The sequence below is a fragment of the Paludibacillus litoralis genome (assembly GCF_037646705.1).
In the GTDB taxonomy this organism is placed as follows: domain Bacteria; phylum Pseudomonadota; class Alphaproteobacteria; order Rhodobacterales; family Rhodobacteraceae; genus Pikeienuella; species Pikeienuella litoralis.
The window spans coordinates 485,022-504,098 of the sequence record NZ_JBBHER010000003.1 but is presented as its reverse complement, the minus strand read 5'-3'; the positions used below and the strand labels follow the sequence as shown (position 1 = coordinate 504,098).

At 66.7% G+C, this 19,077-nt stretch carries 19 protein-coding genes and 1 tRNA gene; 14 read left to right on the top strand and 6 right to left on the bottom strand.

Features of this window, described 5'->3' with window-relative positions; all coding sequences use genetic code 11:
- Positions 1-798 precede the first annotated feature (798 nt).
- From WG921_RS06840 to WG921_RS06825, 4 genes are all read left to right on the top strand, one after another.
- A complete protein-coding gene (locus WG921_RS06840) occupies positions 799-1,293 on the top strand; it encodes a type II TA system antitoxin MqsA family protein (RefSeq protein ID WP_340108453.1) in 495 nt (164 codons plus the stop codon).
- Positions 1,294-1,299: 6 nt separating this feature from the next.
- The gene (locus WG921_RS06835) at positions 1,300-3,156 is read left to right on the top strand and encodes a KGGVGR-motif variant AAA ATPase (protein WP_340108452.1); all 1,857 of its coding nucleotides are present in this window, start codon (positions 1,300-1,302) and stop codon (positions 3,154-3,156) included.
- A gap of 507 nt (positions 3,157-3,663) precedes the next feature.
- Positions 3,664-4,224 carry a hypothetical protein gene (locus tag WG921_RS06830; protein WP_340108451.1) on the top strand — a complete coding sequence of 187 codons (561 nt, stop codon included), beginning with the start codon at positions 3,664-3,666 and terminating at the stop codon, positions 4,222-4,224.
- Positions 4,225-4,323: 99 nt separating this feature from the next.
- Positions 4,324-4,767: a hypothetical protein gene (locus tag WG921_RS06825; RefSeq protein WP_340108450.1), complete on the top strand. Its 444-nt coding sequence runs from the start codon at positions 4,324-4,326 to the stop codon at positions 4,765-4,767.
- Positions 4,768-4,956: 189 nt separating this feature from the next.
- Here the strand turns inward: WG921_RS06825 and WG921_RS06820 are convergent.
- Positions 4,957-5,044: transfer RNA gene (locus WG921_RS06820), tRNA-Ser, on the bottom strand.
- A 164-nt stretch (positions 5,045-5,208) separates the two neighbouring features.
- On the opposite strand from WG921_RS06820, the gene WG921_RS06815 reads away from it, so the two are divergent.
- Genes WG921_RS06815 through WG921_RS06785 form a run of 7 tightly spaced genes read left to right on the top strand, consistent with a single transcriptional unit; the run spans position 5,209 to position 11,659 of the window.
- A complete protein-coding gene (locus WG921_RS06815; RefSeq protein ID WP_340108449.1) occupies positions 5,209-6,135 on the top strand; it encodes an SPOR domain-containing protein in 927 nt (308 codons plus the stop codon).
- Entirely contained in the window at positions 6,132-7,271 is a 1,140-nt protein-coding gene (locus WG921_RS06810; RefSeq protein WP_340108448.1) for a D-alanyl-D-alanine carboxypeptidase family protein, read from the top strand. Before WG921_RS06815 ends, WG921_RS06810 begins: the two co-directional genes overlap by 4 nt.
- Before the next feature lie 8 nt (positions 7,272-7,279).
- Positions 7,280-7,912 carry a dTMP kinase gene (gene tmk, locus WG921_RS06805; RefSeq protein WP_340108447.1) on the top strand — a complete coding sequence of 211 codons (633 nt, stop codon included), beginning with the start codon at positions 7,280-7,282 and terminating at the stop codon, positions 7,910-7,912.
- Positions 7,912-9,042: a DNA polymerase III subunit delta' gene (locus WG921_RS06800; RefSeq protein ID WP_340108446.1), complete on the top strand. Its 1,131-nt coding sequence runs from the start codon at positions 7,912-7,914 to the stop codon at positions 9,040-9,042. The genes tmk and WG921_RS06800 overlap by 1 nt, the downstream gene beginning before the upstream one ends.
- Positions 9,043-9,071: 29 nt before the next feature.
- Positions 9,072-9,878: a TatD family hydrolase gene (locus WG921_RS06795; protein WP_340108445.1), complete on the top strand. Its 807-nt coding sequence runs from the start codon at positions 9,072-9,074 to the stop codon at positions 9,876-9,878.
- The gene (locus WG921_RS06790; RefSeq protein WP_340108444.1) at positions 9,878-10,675 is read left to right on the top strand and encodes an MBL fold metallo-hydrolase; all 798 of its coding nucleotides are present in this window, start codon (positions 9,878-9,880) and stop codon (positions 10,673-10,675) included. Before WG921_RS06795 ends, WG921_RS06790 begins: the two co-directional genes overlap by 1 nt.
- A gap of 36 nt (positions 10,676-10,711) precedes the next feature.
- Entirely contained in the window at positions 10,712-11,659 is a 948-nt protein-coding gene (locus tag WG921_RS06785) for an AEC family transporter (RefSeq protein ID WP_340108443.1), read from the top strand.
- A 21-nt stretch (positions 11,660-11,680) separates the two neighbouring features.
- On the opposite strand, the gene WG921_RS06780 is transcribed toward WG921_RS06785, so the two are convergent.
- Positions 11,681-13,648, bottom strand: coding sequence for a BTAD domain-containing putative transcriptional regulator (locus WG921_RS06780; protein ID WP_340108442.1), 1,968 nt, complete (start codon positions 13,646-13,648; stop codon positions 11,681-11,683).
- 187 nt (positions 13,649-13,835) lie between these two features.
- On the opposite strand from WG921_RS06780, the gene WG921_RS06775 reads away from it, so the two are divergent.
- Complete coding sequence (locus tag WG921_RS06775; protein WP_340108441.1) at positions 13,836-14,417, top strand: YqaA family protein; 582 nt, start codon at positions 13,836-13,838, stop codon at positions 14,415-14,417.
- A complete protein-coding gene (locus WG921_RS06770) occupies positions 14,414-14,905 on the top strand; it encodes a disulfide bond formation protein B (RefSeq protein ID WP_340108440.1) in 492 nt (163 codons plus the stop codon). The genes WG921_RS06775 and WG921_RS06770 overlap by 4 nt, the downstream gene beginning before the upstream one ends.
- Here the strand turns inward: WG921_RS06770 and WG921_RS06765 are convergent.
- The 3 genes from WG921_RS06765 to WG921_RS06755 form a co-directional block, all read right to left on the bottom strand.
- Positions 14,878-15,501, bottom strand: a complete 624-nt coding sequence (locus WG921_RS06765; RefSeq protein WP_413788563.1) for an HNH endonuclease — start codon at positions 15,499-15,501, stop codon at positions 14,878-14,880. The two genes, WG921_RS06770 and WG921_RS06765, sit on opposite strands and share 28 nt — an antisense overlap.
- Before the next feature lie 116 nt (positions 15,502-15,617).
- Positions 15,618-16,283 (bottom strand): alpha/beta hydrolase, encoded by a 666-nt coding sequence (locus WG921_RS06760; RefSeq protein WP_340108439.1) that lies wholly within the window; start codon positions 16,281-16,283, stop codon positions 15,618-15,620.
- Positions 16,280-16,903, bottom strand: a complete 624-nt coding sequence (locus WG921_RS06755; protein WP_340108438.1) for a DNA-3-methyladenine glycosylase family protein — start codon at positions 16,901-16,903, stop codon at positions 16,280-16,282. Before WG921_RS06755 ends, WG921_RS06760 begins: the two co-directional genes overlap by 4 nt.
- 101 nt (positions 16,904-17,004) lie before the next feature.
- On the opposite strand from WG921_RS06755, the gene gluQRS reads away from it, so the two are divergent.
- The gene (gene gluQRS / locus WG921_RS06750) at positions 17,005-17,841 is read left to right on the top strand and encodes a tRNA glutamyl-Q(34) synthetase GluQRS (RefSeq protein WP_340108481.1); all 837 of its coding nucleotides are present in this window, start codon (positions 17,005-17,007) and stop codon (positions 17,839-17,841) included.
- Here gluQRS and WG921_RS06745 read toward each other — a convergent pair.
- Positions 17,831-18,961, bottom strand: a complete 1,131-nt coding sequence (locus WG921_RS06745; RefSeq protein WP_340108437.1) for a COX15/CtaA family protein — start codon at positions 18,959-18,961, stop codon at positions 17,831-17,833. The two genes, gluQRS and WG921_RS06745, sit on opposite strands and share 11 nt — an antisense overlap.
- Positions 18,962-19,077 lie beyond the last annotated feature (116 nt).

The following is a 19,077-nucleotide window of genomic DNA, read 5'->3' as shown; positions in this document are numbered from 1 at the left end:
TGAATGTGCAGGGTAGCCCGCGAACTGCATGACGGCTATTACCACAGGATGATTAATCTTGAGACCCATAATCCTGGCTCACGGGAATCGCTGTGTTCGTCTTGGGCGAACGAGGCTTCCATTGCGGCCTCACCTTCGTATCTTGCGCATTATCTCATGCGGCTCTGTTGCCGGAAGCATGCGCGAATCCATACACGCGTAGTGTATTCACACTGCGGACGACATCATGACCCGGAGCCGACCGCACGGTTGGCCAAGATGCCTGCGAACAGCTTGATAAAACGTGTGGGGGCCGTAGAAGCGGCGCGCGTAGCGGGGCTTGTCTCGCTCCGCCATGGCATCACCCATAAGCCCAGAAGCGCCGGCGAACATCGCATTCGTGTTGACGCCAGCCCGCCCCGGCATCATATGATACCGAGGCGGCGGCTCGTCGAAGAGAGTCGCCATGACGATTGATGAGGGCTTACGAAAGGAGCTCGCCAAGTTTTGCCGTAGCCGGCGTACGCGTAAGAGCGCATTTTCGTCAACCTTGCCCACTCACTGGGCTCCGCAGCAAGTTAGGCACCCTGAGACCGGTAAGGCATTTACGGATGAGGGGGCATGGCTATTTGTAGCGGATCTGCTGGACTCTGGATATCCAGTTGAAGTGATCATGCTCAACAAACCGCCGGGAAAGAAAGGGTACGTACTTAAAAGTGACGGCGTCGCGGCGGAGAAGATTTATATTAAGCTTCAAATGGGTTCAGGTTGCGTAATAGGCCGGAGCTTTCACGTGAGCGTAAGAATTGGGAGACTTCAATGACGAAAAAGACCGCTAAAGATACATGTGTTATGTGTGGTGCTGCCTCTATCGAAAGGAGGATAGAGACTCAGCAATTCATTTATGCCGACAGCCGCCGAGATGTACTCCTTACGGCCGATGTGCCTGTCGAGTATTGTCGGGCCTGCGGAGAGGTGTTGCTCGGAGAGGAAGGTGAAATAGCGCGACACGAGGCCGTCTGTAATTATCTTGGCCGACTGTCACCATCAGAGATCAAGGCTATCCGCAGAGGGCTGCAACTCACACAGAAGGCTTTAGCGGCAAAGATCAATGCCGGCTTGGCATCTGTCAAACGCTGGGAAACTGGCGCGGTTGTCCAGAACGCTTCAATGGACAGCCTCTTGCGGCGAGTGGCTAATAACACAGGTCGCCAAGAGGCGGAAAAGAGGCGGTTTACACCGGTTTTCAGGACGGAAATCAAAGTTCACATGATCTCCGATGCAGCGCTGTTTCAGCTGCGTCCGCGCGCGTAAACTGACATGTATACCGTCACGTTTTACTCATACAAGGGCGGGGTCGGCCGCACTATGGCCTTGGCCAACGTCGCGACGCTCCTTGCTCAGAAGGGCAAGCGTGTGCTCGTTGTCGATTTCGACCTCGAAGCACCCAGCCTCCCGAATTATGGACACCTATCGAATTTAAATGTTGAACGCGGGCTTGTGGACTATATTTCACAGTACAGGGAGACGGGAATTGCCCCAAATTCGTCAGAGTACATTTATCGTAGCGACCATGGCGACAGCACGATTTGGTTGATGCCTGCAGGAGATGCGTCGACGATCGACTATTCTCGCAAACTTGCTTCGATAGATTGGAAAACGCTTTACGAAAAGGAGAAGGGCTATCTGCTTTTCGAGGACTTAAAGCAGCAATGGCATACGTTCGAACAGTACGGATTCGACTACGTCCTGGTCGATAGCCGAACAGGGTACACGGACGTTGGTGGCATCTGCACACGGCAACTTCCCGATCTCGTCGTCGCCATGTACCTCCCGACAATGCAGAACATCTTGGGCCTTGCGCCAATCATAGAAGAAGTGCGGAATGACCAGTCCCGGCGCAGGCGTCCGGTCGAGCTAGTTTTCTGCGCAGCAAATGTGCCGGACCTTGACGATGAGCAACACATTCTCAGCGACCTTCTTCTGACTGCATCAGACCGGCTCGGCTATGATCGCGACGCCCTCAATCTCGTCCATCACTATGGAAGCCTCCATGTGCTATCACACGGCATATTTGCACAAGACAGGCCGAATTCGCGCCTTGCAAAGGAATACGCAGACCTCTCGCGAAGCATCATCGCTCACAATGTTGAAGACGCAGAGGGGGCTAAATTAGCCTTGCAAAGGATGCTCAAAGAGGTAAAGAACGAGCCGCGCCAAAAATTGAAGAAGACGAGGGACGAAATTGCGTCCAAAATAGATCATATATTCTCTCTGCACATGCGCAATCGCGACATCGCGGTCCTTGTGGCGCGCATTCGAGCCGCCATCGGTGATCTTGAGGGCAACATAGCCGCTTTGTCTGTCGCGATTGACTTGGGCGATAATAGTGCTCGCCTCAGGGGAGTTCGTGCCCGAGCCTTCCAAGCGATCAATATGACAGATGAATCTATTGTCGACCTTCGTTATATCTTGCAGCATGAAAATAGTTCGGGCGCTGAGGTAACGTCTGCCCTACGAATGCTTGAGCGGACCGACAAAGACTATGATGACGCGATCGGTAAATTACTTGAACGACGCGATCTCGGCCTTCCGATCCTAAACTCGATTGCAGAAGTTGCGCAGAGAGACAGACGGCATCTGAAAAAATTCGCTAACCAGCTTATGACTACTTTGGCCACGTATGATGAGTCCGCGCCTGAATTGGGGCACGCCCGCCATCATCTCGGACTTGCCCTCATCGGCTGTGGCCGGTTCGCGGAGGCGGTGGTTCAGTTCGGCGATCTCAATGCAGAGAGTGCCGCCCCCACTCTAGCTGCCAGGTTCAATCGATTTGTTGCGATGTGGGGTTTGTCTGGTGAGCCAGATGTAGGTGCCGCGGATGAGCTGAACGTACTCATGCCAACCAGGGGGGCTCATGCGGACGCGAATTTTATCCAATGTCAAGCGGTTCTTGACGGAGTTCTGGGTGATCTTCAAAAGGCGATGGCAAAATTAGATCAGGCCAATAAAGTCGCTCAGCTCCAAGGAGGGCGAGTGTTCAGCTGCTCGTCTTACCTATATCTCGATGTTGCGGATTTCATTGCGGATAATGAAGATCTTCGAAGAAGGATCTATGAAGACAATCAGGTCGTATTGAATATTTTCACGGAAACTGTTGATGGCCGCGCCGGTTGATCCTCGACTGCGGTTCTGATCCGTTTAACCGCGGCTGGGGAAGCGCCCGCCAAGTATCCAATGCCTGTTTGGGTCAGGCCGGCAACGTCCGCTATCGGCAACCCGCGTTGCGGCGAAGCCCGTGAAGCGAACGTCAGCAAAGCGCCGAAAACGCGCTCATCATTGGTTAGGTTCAGTTCTCAGTTCAATTCGAATTTCCTGATCGTAACTATCCAAACCCAGAACCACAGAAATCGAGAGGGGCGCCCCCTCTCGACGCTCTCCCCGAATGCCGCCGGCCGCCAAGGCGGCCGCGTTGATCCGCGATCCGCTTCGAGATCGCAGTGAGAAGATTCGAGCCGTTCCGTGCGCGTTCGTGATGACGCGCACGAAGCGGATCGCCTCTGAAAATGAGGGGGAAAAGAGGCTGCCGGGCAAGGTTTCACGCCTTGTGCTGCTACACGGGTCGCCCGGGGTCTCTCTGGTTCGTGCGCGTCGCCTTGATCAACTCAACGCGAAAGACCGCACATGCTCGACACTATTACATCCACGCCCGCCATCGCCATCAGCCCAGCCGACTGGCGGGAGACGCTCACCTGGGGCGACATCATCAGCTTCCGCTTCCCCGTCGAGGGCTCGGACGAGTCGCCCAAGAAGCGGCCTTGCCTGGTGCTCGACATCGCCCGGCTGGGCGAGCGCCGCTACGCCATGCTGGCTTACGGCACCAGCGCCTACACCAAGGCCAACCACGGCTATGAAATCCGGTTGAGCAAGGCGGAGGCTCTGGCCTCCGGCCTGCGTCGCTCGACCCGCTTCGTCGGAGCGCGGCGGTTGCTGGTCTCCCTCGATCATCCGGGGATCGTTTTCTGGGCCGCGACCGGCGCTCCGGTGATGGGCCGCCTCTCGGGCGACGCCTTCGAGCGCATGAACAGGGTGCGCGCCCGGATTCAAGCCGAAGCCGACATCGCCGCCGATCACCGATCCAGGCGGCGGAAGACGCAGCCGGCCCGCCATCGCCGCACCGAGCCGCGCCCGGTCAAGGTCGAGCACCGCTGGCCGGGCCGGCGCAGGCCTGCGACCAGCACCTGAGTCTTTCCTGAACTCCGCAGACCAAGACCCGTCCGGGCCCACCTGATGTGGCCCGGACGATCCCGGCTGCGCTTCATCCAAATGAAAGAGAACATCCAAATGTCGATCGACATCACCACGCTGCTTCCGAACAGCTTTTCCACCCAGAACACGCACCGCCATCTCGTCTTCACCGCCGAGGCTCGGCCCGACGAATTGGCCCGGGCGGCGATCTCCACCGCCGACGCCATCGCCGCCGCCCGCGCCGCGGTGCGCGCCTATGAAGCGGAATCCATCGCCGAGGGGGTGCTCGACCCCACCTTTCGAATGCTGGCCGATCTCGTCCGGAAACGACAGGTTCTCGACGACGATTTTCGCGAAGCCGTCGAAGAAGCGCTGGAGTATCTCTCCGGGTTCACGGCGGATGATCCACCGATGGAGCAGCGGATCGTCCGCCTCCAGGGCTTCCTCGCCGACGCCCTTGCGCTCTCCCACCGAGTCGCGGATCTCATCGTCGCTGAACATGATATCCGCCGGCGACGCAGCCTCTCGGCGAAGCGGTAGAGGAACCCGCAAGAGCCGTCAGCGCTCCGGCTTCGGCCGGGGCGCATCAGTGTGGGCGGGGAGCGCCAAAAGACGACGCAGCGCTGGAATTTGTGGAGCAAATTGTGGAGCAAAAATGGCCAGTAATCCGGCCTGATTTTCGATTATCGTTTAATCACAATGTTTTGTGCTTAGAGTGCAATCAAGTCATGGCGGAGAGACAGGGATTCGAACCCTGGGAGCCTCTCGGCTCAACGGTTTTCAAGACCGCCGCAATCGACCACTCTGCCATCTCTCCTCAGGGTCGGCCAAGCGCGTGGCGGACCTTGACAGTGCGGGTTTCTATCCGGGCGGCGTCACGCCGTCCAGCGCCGCGCGCGGTTTTCATCGCGCCTGGATTGCGATAGGCTGGCGCGAACGTCGCGGTAGTCGGCGGTGCACCCTGAGGCGGAGACATTGGGGATGAACCTTTCCTTTGGTGCGGTGGGGCGGGCCGTGACCGCGGCGATCTGCGTCTCCGCGCTTTCCGGCTGCGCGGAGACCGAACTCGGCGCGCATTTCATCAAGTCGGCCGCGCGAACCGCGGAGTCCGCGCCGCCGCCCGCCGCCGCGCCGACGCCGCCGCCCACGCCCGACCGCTTCGAGACGACCGGCCTGACGATATGGGACGGCGCCGCGACGCTTGAAGGGGTCTGGATCGCGCATCCGAGGGCGAAGCGCGCGCAGCGCGTCAGAGTTCGCAACACGCAGACCGGGCGCGAGACCGAGAGCGCGATGTTCCCGCGCGACGCCGAGACGCCCGGCCCGTCGATCCTCATATCGTCCGAAGCCGCTCATACGCTGGGGGTGACGCCGGGAGAGCCGACCGAGATCGCCATCACCGCGATCGGCGGCGCCGAAGCGCCCATCGACCTGCTCGACGAGGCCAGCGCGCGCCCGATCGAAGCCGCCGCCCCGGAGGCGCCGATCGAGGCCACGCAGATCGCGGCCGCGTCTCCCGCCCCGAGCGCCGTTCCGCCGACGGCGCGCCGAAGCGCCGACGCGCCAACTCCGCCGCTCCCGCGGCCGACGCTGGAGGCGCCCGCCCAGAAAACGGCCGCCCTCGACACGCGGGCGCCCGCGCCGCGCGCGCGCCCGGGCCGCGCCGCCGCGCCGCCCTCCGACGGCGCCTATCTTCAGGTCGGCGTTTTCAAGATCGAGGCCAACGCCGCGGCGCTCGCCGAGCGGCTCCGCGCCCGCGGACAGCCGGCCCATCGGATCCGCGGCGGCGCCGGAGCGGAAAACATCAACATCATCCTCATCGGTCCGCTCGCGGATGGCGAGATCGCCGCCGCGCGCGCCGCCGCCGAGGCGGAGGGGGTTGTCGACGCAATCGAGGTGACGCCATGAGCCGTTTTCTAATTTCGCTCTTCGCCATGCTGATGTTGGCCCCGCCTGCCGGCGCCTTCGATACGGCAGCCCGCTCGGCGATCGTCGTCGACATGACCAGCGGCGCCATTCTTCTGGAGAAGAACGCCGATCAGCCGCTGCCGCCGGCGTCGATGTCGAAGCTGATGACGCTCAACATGACCTTCGAAGCGCTGCAATCGGGGCGGCTCTCGCTGGATGAGACGTTCCCCGTCTCGGAAAAGGCGTGGAAGATGGGCGGCAGCCGGATGTTCGTGCGCGCCGGCGACCGGGTCCGGATCGGGGATCTTCTGCGCGGCGTCATCGTGCAATCGGGCAATGACGCCTGCGTGGTGCTGGCCGAGGGGCTGGCCGGGTCCGAGGCGGCCTTCGCCGAGAAAATGACCGCCCGCGCGCGCGAGCTGGGGATGACCAACTCCACCTTCACCAACGCCACCGGCTGGCCGGCCGAAAATCACCGGATGTCGGCGCGCGATCTCTACATCCTCACGAAGCGGATGGTTGAGGAGTTCCCCGAATACTACCCGATCTTCGCCGAGACCGAATTCGAGTGGGACGGCGTCAAGCAACAGAACCGCAACCCGCTTCTCTATCTCGATCTCGGCGCCGACGGGCTGAAGACCGGACACACGGAAGAGGCGGGCTACGGGCTCACGGGCTCCGCGATCCGCGACGGGCGCCGCATCGGCTTCGTCATCACCGGCCTCGAAAGCATGGCGGCGCGCAGCCAGGAGGCCGAACGCATTCTGACCTGGGCGTTCCGCGAGTTCCGGACGGAACGCATCGCCACCGCCGGGCAGGTCGTCGGCGAGGCCGAGGTCTGGGTCGGCGAGGAGGCCAGCGTGCCGTTGACGCCGGCGCATGACGTGATCGCCACCGCGCCCTGGAACGGCGTCGACGACATAAAGACGACCATCCGCTACGAAGGCCCGGTGGCGGCGCCGATCGCGGCGGGCGACCCGATCGGCGAGTTGGTCGTCGAGGCGCCGGGGCTGGCGCCGGTTGCGACGCCGCTCATCGCGGCGGCGGCGGTCGAAAAGGGCGGCCTTTTCACCCGGGTCAAGGCCGCCGCCCGCACGCTACTGCGGGGCCGGGGCGTGCCCGGCCTGAGCGACTAGCCGACCTGATGGCGGGGGTGTTCTTCACCATTGAAGGGGTAGACGGCGCCGGCAAGAGCACCCAGGCGCGGCGGCTCGCGGAGCGTTTGCGCGCGGCGGGCCATGAAGTTGTGCTGACGCGCGAGCCCGGCGGCGCGCCCGGCGCGGAGGAGATCCGCCGCCTTCTTCTCACCGGCGATCCCGCGCGCTGGTCGCCGGTGACGGAGACGCTGCTGTTTTTCGCCGCAAGGCGCGACCATCTGGAGCGGACGATCCGCCCCGCGCTGGATCGGGGCGCGGTGGTGGTCTGCGACCGGTTCACCGATTCGACCCGCGCCTATCAGGCGGCGGCCCGCCCCGGCGGCCCCGGCGCCGCGCGCGAGCTGATCGACCTCCTCCACGAGCGGACCATCGGCCTCGACCCCGCGCTCACGCTGATCTTCGACATGGAGCCAGGCGAAGCCCTGACGCGCGGCCTCGCCCGCGCGGGCGACGAGGAGCGCTTCGAGCGGCTCGGAGAGGCCTTCCAGATCCGGCTTCGCGCCATCTTCCGCGACCTCGCCGCGGCGGAGCCGGGCCGCTGCAGGCTGATCGACGCGTCCGGGCCGGAAGCGGAGGTCGCGGAGCGCGTCTGGGCCGCGATCTCGCCGGCGCTCCGCTGATGGCGGAGGAGGACGCGCCCGCGGAGGCCGACCGCGTCGGCCATCTGCCGCACCCGCGAGAGACGCGCGCGCTTTACGGCCAGAGCGCCGCCGAGGCCTCGTTTCTCGAAGCGTGGGGCGCGGGACGGCTCCATCACGCCTGGCTTCTGACCGGGCCGCGTGGGATCGGCAAGGCGACGCTGGCTTACCGGATCGCGCGCCGCAGGCTGGCGTCGGATGACGGCGGCGGGCTTCTCGAAGCGGCGGCGCCGCCGGAGACGCTGGATCTTCCCGCCGATCACGCGGTCGCGCGGCGCGTCGCCGCCGGGGCGGAGCCGCGGCTCTTCACGCTCCGGCGGATGGCCGACGCCAAGACCGGCAAGCTGGCGACGCGAATCCGGGTCGACGACGTCCGGCGCCTCAAGAGCTTCTTTCAGCTCACCGCGACGGATGGCGGCTGGCGCGTCGCCATCGTCGACGCGGCGGAGGAGATGAACGGGGCCGCCGCCAACGCGATCCTGAAACTTCTGGAGGAGCCGCCGCCGCGCGCGCTTCTTCTGCTCGTCTCACATGCGCCGGCGCGCCTCTTGCCGACGATCCGCTCCCGCTGCCGGACGTTGAGGCTCTCTCCGCTCGGGCCGGCGGATCTCGCCGCCGCCCTCGCGGACGCGGGCGTGGCGCCCGCCGACGATCTCGATGCGCTCGCCATCCTCGCCGACGGCGCCGCGGGAGAGGCGGCGCGGCTGGTCGAGGCGGACGGCCCGAAGCTCTATCGCCGCCTCGTTCGGCTGATCGCCGGCGCCCCGGACATGGACCGCCGGGAGATGATCGCGATCGCCGACGCCTGCGCCGGGCGCGAGAAGGCGGAGATGTTCGATCTCACGTTGCGGCTGATGGATATCCTTCTCGCGCGGCTGGCGCGGGCGGGCGCGCTCGGCCTCGCCAGCCCCGCGGCGCCCGACGAGGGGGCGATTTTCGCGAAGCTCGCCCCGGATCCCGCCGCCGCCCGCGCCTGGGCCGACCTCGCCAGCGGGATTCAGGAAAAGGCCGCGCGCGCGCAGACGGTCAACCTTGACCCTGCGATGGTCATGCTGGATATCTTCTTCATGTTTGACGCCGCCGCCCGAAAAATCCGCGCGCGCCCCGTTTAACCGACAAGATAAAGCGCCCGGAGCGAACAATGCCTCCCGAACTGGTGGACAGCCACTGTCATCTCGACTTTCCCGATCTCGCCGGAGATCTGCCTGACGTCGTCGCCCGCGCCGCCGCGTCCGGGGTCCGGCGCATGGTCACGATCTGCACCCGCCTGCCCTCCGCGCCGTCCGTCCGCGCCATCGCCGAGGCGCACGAAGGCGTGTTTTTCGCCGCCGGCGTTCATCCGATGAATGTCGCCACGGAGAAGGAGGCGACGGTGGCGGAGATCGTCGCGCTCGCCGCCCATCCGAAAATGGTCGGCGTCGGCGAGACCGGGCTGGACTATCACTATACGGCCGAGAGCGCCGCCGCGCAGCAGCGAAGCCTCCGCGTGCATATCGAGGCCGCGCGGCGCACCGGGCTGCCGCTGATCATTCATTCGCGCGACGCCGACGACGACATGGCGCGGATCCTGGCGGAGGAGCACGCCAACGGCGCCTATTCATGCGTCATGCATTGTTTTTCTTCCGGCGCGGCTCTCGCGGAGGTCGCGCTCGACCTCGGATTCTATCTCTCGATGTCGGGGGTCGCCACCTTCAAATCCGCGGATGCGGTGCGCGCGGTCTTCGCCGCGGCGCCGCTGGAGCGGATCCTGGTCGAGACCGACTCGCCCTATCTCGCGCCCCCGCCGCACCGGGGCAAGCCATGCGAGCCCGCCTACACCGCGCTCACCGCCGCCGTCGGCGCGCGGGTGAAGGGCCTCCCCTTTCCGGAATTCGCCGCCGCCACCACCGCCAATTTCGAGCGGCTGTTCGCCAAGGCCGCGGCCTGGACCGGCGCGGGCGCCTCCTGATGGGAACGCTCCGCTTCACCATCCTCGGCTGCGGCTCCTCCGGCGGCGTGCCGCGCCTCGGCGGGCGCTGGGGCCAGTGCGACCCCTCAAACCCGAAGAATTTCCGCCGGCGCTGCTCGATGCTGGTCGAGCGGTTCGAGGGCGACGCCGCGACCCGCGTGCTGATCGACACGTCGCCCGATCTCCGTCAGCAATTGCTCGACGCGGGCGTCGGCAATCTCGACGCCGTGCTCTACACCCACGAGCACGCCGACCATGTCCACGGCCTCGACGATCTCAGGATGATCGTCTTCAACCAGCACCAGCGTCTGCCGGTCTGGGCCGACCGGAAGACATCGGACTCGCTGCTTGCGCGGTTTGGCTACGCCTTCATCCAGCCCGAGGGGAGCCCCTACCCGCCGATCCTCGACCTTCGGCTTCTCGACGGCCCGATCACCATCGACGGCGCGGGCGGCCCGGTGACGGCGCGCCCGTTCCGGGTGAACCACGGCTCGATCGACGCGCTCGGCTTCCGGATCGGCCCGCTCGCCTATCTCCCCGACGTCGCGCAGATGACTGATGAAGCCTGGGCCGAAATCGACGGGATCGAATGCTGGGTTCTCGACGCGCTCCGCTACAAGCCGCACCCGACGCACACCCATCTCGCGCAGTCTCTGGAATGGATCGAACGGTCGGGCGCGCCGAGAGCCGTGATCACGAACATGCATATCGATATCGATTACGAAACCGTGAAAACGGAGATCCCCGCCCATGTGGAGCCGGCTTTTGACGGCATGCGGCTTGAATTCCCGATCTGACGCGTCGGCGCGCCTTGCGGCCGATGGCGTCTGGCCATGCTGAACATTCTCAACACGGTCCTGCCGGTCTTTCTGATCGTGGGCGCCGGCTACCTCGCCGCGAAATACCGGTTCTTTCCCGAGACGGGCGTCTCCGCGCTGATGGGATTCGCGCAGAGTTTCGCCATACCGTGCCTGCTTTTTCTCGCGCTGTTCCGGCTGGATTTCAGCAGGGTCTTCGACCCGCGGCTGATCGTCAGCTTCTACGGCGGCGCGATCATCTGTTTCGCGCTCGGCTATGTCGCGGCGCGGCGCATCTTTCACCGCCGTCCGGGCGAAAGCGTCGCCATCGGCTTCGGCGCGCTCTTCTCCAACTCCGTGCTTCTCGGATTGCCGATCATGGAGCGGGCTTACGGCGCCGAATCGCTGGCGCCGAACTACGCGCTGATCGCGCTTCACGCCCCGGCCTGCTATCTGATCGGCATCACCACCATGGAGTTTCTCCGCGCCGACGGGCGGAGCTTCGCCGCCACCATCCAGGTCACCGCGCGGGGCATGTTCCACAACGCCATAACAATGGCCAGCGCCGCGGGAATAGCATATAATTTCAGCGGCCTGCCGTTGCCGGGGCCGGTCTCCGCGGCTGCGGAGATGGTCGCCCGGGCGGCGCTGCCGACGGCGCTTTTCGCTCTTGGCGCCGTTCTGAGCCGCTACCGCATCCGGTCGGCCCTCGGCGAGGCGATGACGGTCACGTTTCTCTCGATCATCGTCCATCCCGCGATCGCGTTCGTTCTCACGCACCATGTCTTCAATCTGGAGCCGGGCTTCGTGCGCTCCGCGACGGTGATGGCGGCGATGGCGCCGGGAGTGAACGTGTATGTCTTCTCCTCGATTTACGACCGCGCGACAGGGGAGGTCGCATCCACCATCATCATCGCGACCGCGGCCTCGGTCGTCTCGGTGGCGGGGTGGCTCTGGATCCTTGGCGGCGCCGCGACGGGGTGAGCGCCGCAAATCGCATTTCAGTCAGCCGGCGAAGCCGCCCCCGGCGCGGTTCAGCGCCCTGACCAGCCGCGCGTAATGCGCCCTGTCGCGGAAAGGATGGCCAATGCGGAGCGCCGCGTCGGAATAGGACCCCATCAGCTCCACACCCCGCCCGAGCGCCGTCCGGGCCGCCGGGTCGTCGCCCATTTCGGCGAGGATCGCCGCGCGAAGATAGTGATTCTGAGGCCACCCCGGCCGCACGATCAACGCGAAGTCGATGAGGTCCAGCGCCGAGGCCAGATCCCCCTCCAGCCAGTGCGCAAGCGCTTTCGTGCGCAGCCAGAGGCCCGCATGCTGATCATAGGGCGAAAGCGCGAGCGCCTCATCCGCCAGCCGCCGGGCCTCCGCGGTCTCGTCCAGGCACACCAGAACCCGCGCGAGTTCGCCGGTCGCGGCGACCAGCGACGGCGCGAGGCGGAGCGCATGAAGAAGCCGGTCCCGCGCCTGCTCCAGCGTCTCCGGCGCCGAACAGGCGACGCCGAGCGCGAACTGCGCCCACCCGTCGTTCGGCGCGATCTGAACCGCCTTCTCCGCCCAGTTCCGCGCCTCTCCGACGGCGCCGTCGATATCGGCGGTCCAGTCGCTCCAAGCGTCGAGCATGTGCGAGAAGGCGAGGATGCAATGGGTCGGGACGTTTCTCGGATCCGTCTTCAGCGCCCGGATCAGAATCCGGCGCGCCTCGAGATTGTTCTCGCGCGTCGTGGTCCAGAACAGCCAGCGCGCCCGCATCAGGAGACGCCAGTGATTGAGATCCTCCGTCTCGCTCCAATTCACCGCCGCTTCCCGGCGCGCCTGATCGTCGAGCACCAGCGGCTCGAAAACCGAGGCGATCCGGAGCGCGACGCGGCGCTGCAGGGTGAGAAGTTCGGCGAATTCATCCTCCATCGTGTCGGAGAAAATCGCGGCGCCGTCGGCGACCCGGGTCAGCATCGCCGCGATCGCGATCCGGTCCGCCGCCACCCGCACGTCGACGCGAAGGACGTAGTCGGCGTAATCGCGAAGGTCGCGCTGGCCGATTTCAACGCCCGAGCCGCTTTGCGAAAACAATCCCGGGCTGAGCGACGCGACGCGAATCCACGCGGTCTTCAACAGGTTGGCGACGATCTGATCCACCACGCCGCCAGCGAGATAGGCGTGTTCCTTGGCCATCGGAGAGCTGACGTTGAGGACGGCGATCATCGGGCGCGCGCCATCCTCGCCCCCCGCCGCAGCCGGTTTGCGCGCGGCGGGCGCGGCGCCGGGCGCGACGAGGGCGGCGATCTCGCGCATCGGCTCGATCGCCAGCTCCCGCAGCATCAACGCGCGGAACCGCTCGAAATGGGCCCGCGCCTGCCCCCGTCTTCCATTCGCCAGATGGCACCGGATCAGGATCTCGTGCCCCGGCTCATGCAGCGGATCGATGGCGATGATCCGGTCCGCGGCCCGCTGCGCGCGGTCGGTCCGGCCAGCCTCCAGATCGAGAACCCCGAGCCGGGACAAGGCGGCGACCGCCGTATCCTTGAAATACTCCCGCCGCTCCGTCGCCCAATGCTGGAAACTGTCCGCGCGCGACGCGTTGTCGCCAAGGAAATCTCCGCCATAAAGCGCAAGGACCCGCGCCAGCCCTTCGGCGGCGTCCGCGGCCGCGGCGCTCTCCATCTCGCCGGCGTCGTAGCTGAACGCGCCGTCGACGAGGCCGATCTGGTTGTCCGAAACCGTGAAGGCTTTGTTGAATGTCTCGTCGCCGAGGGTTTTCTTGATCCGGCGAATCTCCTGGCGCAGGCTTCCCCTGCCCTGAGCCGGAGGGACGCGCTCCCACAGCAGTTCGGCCAAGGCGTCGCGGGTCACCGGCCTCGGCGCGTTATCGGCGAGATAGACCAGAAGCGCGAGCGCCTTCATCCCCAGAGGCGCGGCGACGCGCGATGGCGGGACATGAAGGGTGGTCGCGCCCAAGGCGCGCACTTCGATCACCGGCGTTCCTTGCGCTTCTCGCACGGGCCCTCTGGCGGCTAGGGATGAACATCGGATGATTTGTATACGAAAGGCGCGCCGGGCACCAAGCGCCGCGCCGGCGCCAATTCGAATAAGGCGCGTCATCGGCCGAACAGGCGCCGGATCGCATGGACAGCGGGGCGCGGCGCTGCTATCGGCGACGACCATGCTGCGTCGCCTTTACGATTGGACCATCTCTCTCGCGGAGACGCGCCATGCGCTCTGGGCGCTCGCCATCGTCAGCTTCGTCGAAAGCTCGTTCTTTCCGATTCCGCCGCACGCGTTGCTGATTCCCATGGTGATCGCGAAGCCGCGGGCCTGGGCGCGGATCGCGCTGGTCGCATCGGCCGCCTCGGTGGCTGGCGGCGTTTTCGGATACGCGCTTGGCGCGTTCGCCTTCGACAGCATCGGCCGGCCGGTTCTGGACTTCTACGGCTACGCCGACCGGTTCGACGCCTTCGCGCTGAAATACAACGCATACGGCGCCTGGGCGGTGCTTGTGGCCGGCGTCACGCCGTTTCCGTTCAAGATCATCACCATCCTCTCCGGCGCGACCGGGCTCGGCTTTCCGACCTTTCTTGTCGCCAGCGCGATCGCCCGATTCGGGATCTTCTTCCTGGTCTCGGCGCTGCTCTGGCGGGTCGGGCCGCCGATCCGCGCCTTCATCGAGAAACGGCTGGGGCTGACGGCGACCGTGTTCGTCATCCTGCTCATCGGCGGCTTCGTCGCCGCGGGCTACCTCGCATGACCCGCCGCGCGCTCCCGCTTCTCGTCGCGCTCGGGCCCGCCGCGATGCTTGGCGGCGCGCTCTTCAGCCAATATGTCGGCGGTTTGCTTCCCTGCCACATGTGCCTCTGGCAACGCTGGCCGCACGCCATCGCGATCGGGCTCGGCGTCGCCGGGTATCTGGCGGGTCCGGGGCGGCCGGGCGGGCTGGCGCTTCTCCTCGGCGCGCTGGCGCTCGCGATCGGCTCCGGGCTCGGCGGCTTTCACGCGGGGGTCGAGCTCGGATACTGGGACGGGCCCTCCACATGCACCGGCGGCTCCGTCGCCGGGCTGACGCCCGCGGAGGTGGTGGCGCGGCTGAAGGCGGCGCCGCTGGTGCGCTGCGACGAGGTCGCCTGGAGTTTTCTCGGCGTTTCGATGGCGGGCTGGAACGGCGTCCTCTCGGCCGCGCTCGCGGTCGTCTGGGCGGGCGCGGCGCGCGCCTACGCTTCGAGCTCGGTGTCCCAGTAGAGAAAATCCAGCCAGCTCTTGTGCAGATGATGCGGCGGAAATTTCCTGCCGACGTTCCGAAGCGACTCAGCCATCGGCCGGCGCGGCTGGCGGCGGAGCGTCATCCGCGCCTCCGACGGCGATCGATCGGCCTTGGCGAGATTGCACGCCGGGCAGGACGCCACGACATTCTCCCAGGTCGTGCGCCCGCCCTTCGAGCGGGGCGTCACATGATCGAAGGTCATATCCCCGGAGGCGCCGCAATACTGGCAGGTGAACTCGTCCCTCAGGAAGAGATTGAACCTGGTGAACGCCGGATAAAGCGCCGGGCGCACATAGTCCCGCAACACGACGACCGATGGAATCCGCATCTCCACCGACGGGCTGTGCACGACCTCGTCATATTCCGCGACGATCTGCACCCGATCCAGAAAGCAGGCCTTGACCGCCTCCTGCCAGGGCCAGAGCGACAGCGGAAAATAGGAAAGCGGGCGATAGTCGGCGTTCAGGACCAGCGCGGGGTGATCTCGCAGCCGCCCGGGCGAGCGAACGAAGTTCATCGCCGCCGTTCCGATCATACCGAGCACCGGCTTCTGGGTCGCATCACTCCCGCCCATTTCACGAACCGTATGCGCACTATATATGCACGCAAGTCGGGATCAAGCGACAACAGGCGCCCGCAACGTGAATTCGGCGCGCCTGCCCGCAGCGTCGGCCGGAAGCGGCGCCGCAGTCAGCTTTTCGTCGGCGACACCACGCGGCTGATGAAATCCAGCGCCAACCGGAGCCCGTCGGGCCCGATCCCGTGTCCCACGCCGGGGCTGATATGCCAGGTGACCGGCACGCCGGCCGCCGCCAGCCCGGCGCGCGCCTCGTGGATCGCTTCGACCGGGATCACCTCGTCCTGATCGCCATGAATGAGCAACACCGGCGGATATGAGGAGATCGGCCCCTCCTCCTCGTCGATGACCAGCTTGCCGGAAAAGCCGACGATGCCGGCGAGTTGCGACGGCGCCCGGAGCCCGACCGAGAGACTCATCATCGTGCCTTGCGAAAATCCGACGAGAACGGTGCGATCCGCCGCGACGCCCTCCTCCTCCATCGCTTCGGCGAGATAGGCGGCCAGGGTCGCGGCGGACCGGCGCGCGCCTGCGCGCATCTCCGCCTCGGGGGTCCCGTCCAGCCACGAGATCGGAAACCATTGCCGCCCGCCCGGGTTCACCGCGCACGGCTCCGGCGCGTTCGGCGAGCGAAACGCGGTGTCCGGCAAATGCGGCGCCAGCGCCTCCGCCAACCCGAAGAGATCGGCCCCGTCCGCGCCGTATCCATGCAGAAAGATCACCAGCGAGCGCGCGGCGCCCGACCGCGCCGCTGCGCGCGGCCCTGACAGTATGCTCATGTGACGCCCTCCCGGCCCTTCAGAGCGCGGTAATAGGCGAAGAGGATGCGCGCGGCAACGGCGCGCCACGGGCGCCACGCCAGCGCCATCTCGTCAAGCGCCGCGATCGACGGGCGCGCCTCCATCTCGAAAAGCGCGCGCGCCGCCTCGCGAAGCGCGAGATCGCCCGGCGCGAACACGTCCGCCCGGCCGACCGCGAACATGAGATAGATTTCCCCCGTCCAGCGCCCGACGCCGGGAACCGCGGTGAGCGCCGCCATCGCCTCCGCCTCCGGCATCGCGCGGAGCGCGGCGTAATCGAGCCGCGCCTCGGCCAGCGCCGCCGCATAGCGCGCCTTCGCCCGCGAGAGGCCGGCGGCGCGCAGCGCGTCGTCGGAAGCGGCGCGCACGGCGTCCTCCGCCGTCAGGCCCTCGGCCTCCAGCCGCGCCCAGATCCCGGCGGCGGCGGCGGTGGAGACCTGCTGGCCGACAATCGTCTGCAAGAGCGCCGAAAACCCGTCCGCCCGGCGCCGAAGCGGCGGCCGGCCGATGACGGCCAGCGCCGCCGCCATGCGCGGGCAGGACGCGGCCAGCGCCGCCGCGCCTTCGGCGACATCCTGCTCGGTCTCGATGATCCTCATGCGCGGAGAAGGCCGGCGCGGGGCGGTTTCGTCAAGGGGCGCCCCGCCGGGGGGCGGCGCCGGGCTTGACGGCGCGCCCGGCCGCGAGCCTGATCGCGGCCATGCATGTCGAACGCTTCGCCCCCTCGCCCACCGGTCGGCTCCATCTCGGGCACGCCTTCTCCGCGCTCACCGCCTTCGGCGCGGCCCGGGCCGCGCGGGGCCGGTTCCTTCTTCGCATCGAAGACCTCGATCAGGGGCGCGCGCGGGCCGAATTCGAAGCCGGGATAGTCGAGGACTTGCTCTGGCTCGGGCTGGATTGGCCCACGCCCGTTCTCCGGCAATCGGACCGCGGCCCGGCGTATCGGGCGGCGCTGGCGCGGCTCGGCGCGATGGGGCTCACCTATCGGTGCGCCTGCACCCGCCGCGACATCGCCGCCGCCGCCGCGCCGCAGGAAGGCGGGGCGCCGGTCCATCCCGGCGTCTGCCGCTGCCGCCTCCATGGCGCGCCGCCTGGGCCGGCCGCCATCCGGCTCGACGTCGCGCGCGCCGCCAGGCGCGCGGCGCCGCTCGCGTTTCAGGAGATCGGCGCGGGGCCGCACGGAGAGACCGGCGAGATTTCGGTCGAGGCCGGCGCGCTCGCCGCGGAATTCGGCGATGTCGTCCTGATGCGCAAAGACGCCGCCGCCGCCTATCATCTGGCGGTGGTCGTCGACGACGCCGAACAGGGCGTCACCCATGTGACGCGCGGCGCCGATCTTTTCAGCGCGACCGGCGTTCACCGGCTCCTGCAGACTCTCCTCGGCCTCCCCGCGCCGGTCTACCGCCACCACCGGCTCATCCGCGACAAGGCGGGGCGGCGGCTGGCGAAACGCGCCGACGACGTCTCGCTCGCGGCGCTCAGAGCCGCCGGCTGGACCCCCGCCGATGTCCGCCGCGCCGTCGGACTCAGGCCGTGATTTTCTGCGCCGAGGGATAGGCCGCCTCGAACATCGCCCTCAGCGCCAGCGCGAGGAGCGCCAGCGCGCCGATCTGATGCGCCGCCGCCACCGAAAGCGGCGCGGCCAGAAGCAACGCCGCGATCCCGAGCCCGGCCTGAGCGAGAACCCCAGCCATGAGCCAGCCCGCCCAGCGGCGGGTGGCGCCATGCGCGCCGCGCCGCGCCTTCACGGCGAAGATCAGCGCCGCCGCCAACGCCATGAACGCCCATGAGCGATGCACGAATTGCGTCATCGCCGGGTTTTCGAAGAAGTTGTGCCAGAAAGGCGCCATCGTCAGCGCCTCCGGCGCCATCAGCGCGCCATCCATCAGGGGCCAGGTGTTCCAGCCCGCCCAGCCGTTCGTCCCGGCGACGAGCGCGCCGAGAAGGATCTGGATGAAAAGCGCCGCCACCGCCGCCCGCGCCCACCGCAGATGCGCCGCCGTCCGCCGCCGACGGGCCTGAAGCAGCTCCCATTCCTCACGGCCGAGCCCGTAGACGAACCAGGCGATGAGCGCGAAGATGAGGAACGCGACGCCAAGATGCGTCATCAGCCGATAGGGCGCGACCTCGACCCGATCCGAAAGCCCGGACCACACCATCCACCAGCCGATCGCCCCCTGAAGGCCGCCGAGACACCCGATCAGCACCAGCCGCGGCCCCCAGCCGCGCGGGATCATCCGCCGGGCCGCGAACCAGAGCAGCGGGAGCAGCCAGACGACGCCGATCAGGCGGCCCAGAAACCGATGCGCCCATTCCCACCAGAAGATCGGCTTGAAATCGGCCAGCGTCATCCATGAATTCTGCAGGCGGAACTGGTCGGTCGTCTGGTAGGCTTGGAAGGCGCGCTCCCAATCCGCCGTCGAGAGCGGCGGCACCGCGCCGAGAATGACATTCCATTCCGTGATCGACAGGCCGCTGCCGGTCATCCGGGTCAATCCGCCGACGACGACCATCGCCGCGACCAGGAGCCCGAGAACGACCAGCCAGATCCGGATCGTCCGGCGCGCCGCGGCCTTCCGCGCATCCGCGGCGCCGGGCCTTGCGGCGGCGACGGCGCCGCCCGCGCCAACCTCTTCGAAGATCGCTCTCTTGCTCATCGGGGCATTCTCCTTCGGCCCTCAATTAACGGCGGCGCCTCCTTCGGACAAGCGCCGCGCCCCGCGCCGTCAAGACGCCGCGGCGCCGTCCGGGCGCCCGGCGCCGGGTTGCCTCG

Coding starts and splice junctions, on each gene's coding strand:
- WG921_RS06840 (WP_340108453.1), top strand. CDS start 799: ATGACGAAAAAGACCGCTAAAGATACATGTGTTATGTGTGGTGCTGCC.
- WG921_RS06835 (WP_340108452.1), top strand. CDS start 1,300: ATGTATACCGTCACGTTTTACTCATACAAGGGCGGGGTCGGCCGCACT.
- WG921_RS06830 (WP_340108451.1), top strand. CDS start 3,664: ATGCTCGACACTATTACATCCACGCCCGCCATCGCCATCAGCCCAGCC.
- WG921_RS06825 (WP_340108450.1), top strand. CDS start 4,324: ATGTCGATCGACATCACCACGCTGCTTCCGAACAGCTTTTCCACCCAG.
- WG921_RS06815 (WP_340108449.1), top strand. CDS start 5,209: ATGAACCTTTCCTTTGGTGCGGTGGGGCGGGCCGTGACCGCGGCGATC.
- WG921_RS06810 (WP_340108448.1), top strand. CDS start 6,132: ATGAGCCGTTTTCTAATTTCGCTCTTCGCCATGCTGATGTTGGCCCCG.
- tmk (WP_340108447.1), top strand. CDS start 7,280: ATGGCGGGGGTGTTCTTCACCATTGAAGGGGTAGACGGCGCCGGCAAG.
- WG921_RS06800 (WP_340108446.1), top strand. CDS start 7,912: ATGGCGGAGGAGGACGCGCCCGCGGAGGCCGACCGCGTCGGCCATCTG.
- WG921_RS06795 (WP_340108445.1), top strand. CDS start 9,072: ATGCCTCCCGAACTGGTGGACAGCCACTGTCATCTCGACTTTCCCGAT.
- WG921_RS06790 (WP_340108444.1), top strand. CDS start 9,878: ATGGGAACGCTCCGCTTCACCATCCTCGGCTGCGGCTCCTCCGGCGGC.
- WG921_RS06785 (WP_340108443.1), top strand. CDS start 10,712: ATGCTGAACATTCTCAACACGGTCCTGCCGGTCTTTCTGATCGTGGGC.
- WG921_RS06775 (WP_340108441.1), top strand. CDS start 13,836: ATGCTGCGTCGCCTTTACGATTGGACCATCTCTCTCGCGGAGACGCGC.
- WG921_RS06770 (WP_340108440.1), top strand. CDS start 14,414: ATGACCCGCCGCGCGCTCCCGCTTCTCGTCGCGCTCGGGCCCGCCGCG.
- WG921_RS06765 (WP_413788563.1), bottom strand. CDS start 15,501: ATGGGCGGGAGTGATGCGACCCAGAAGCCGGTGCTCGGTATGATCGGA.
- WG921_RS06760 (WP_340108439.1), bottom strand. CDS start 16,283: ATGAGCATACTGTCAGGGCCGCGCGCAGCGGCGCGGTCGGGCGCCGCG.
- WG921_RS06755 (WP_340108438.1), bottom strand. CDS start 16,903: ATGAGGATCATCGAGACCGAGCAGGATGTCGCCGAAGGCGCGGCGGCG.
- gluQRS (WP_340108481.1), top strand. CDS start 17,005: ATGCATGTCGAACGCTTCGCCCCCTCGCCCACCGGTCGGCTCCATCTC.
- WG921_RS06745 (WP_340108437.1), bottom strand. CDS start 18,961: ATGAGCAAGAGAGCGATCTTCGAAGAGGTTGGCGCGGGCGGCGCCGTC.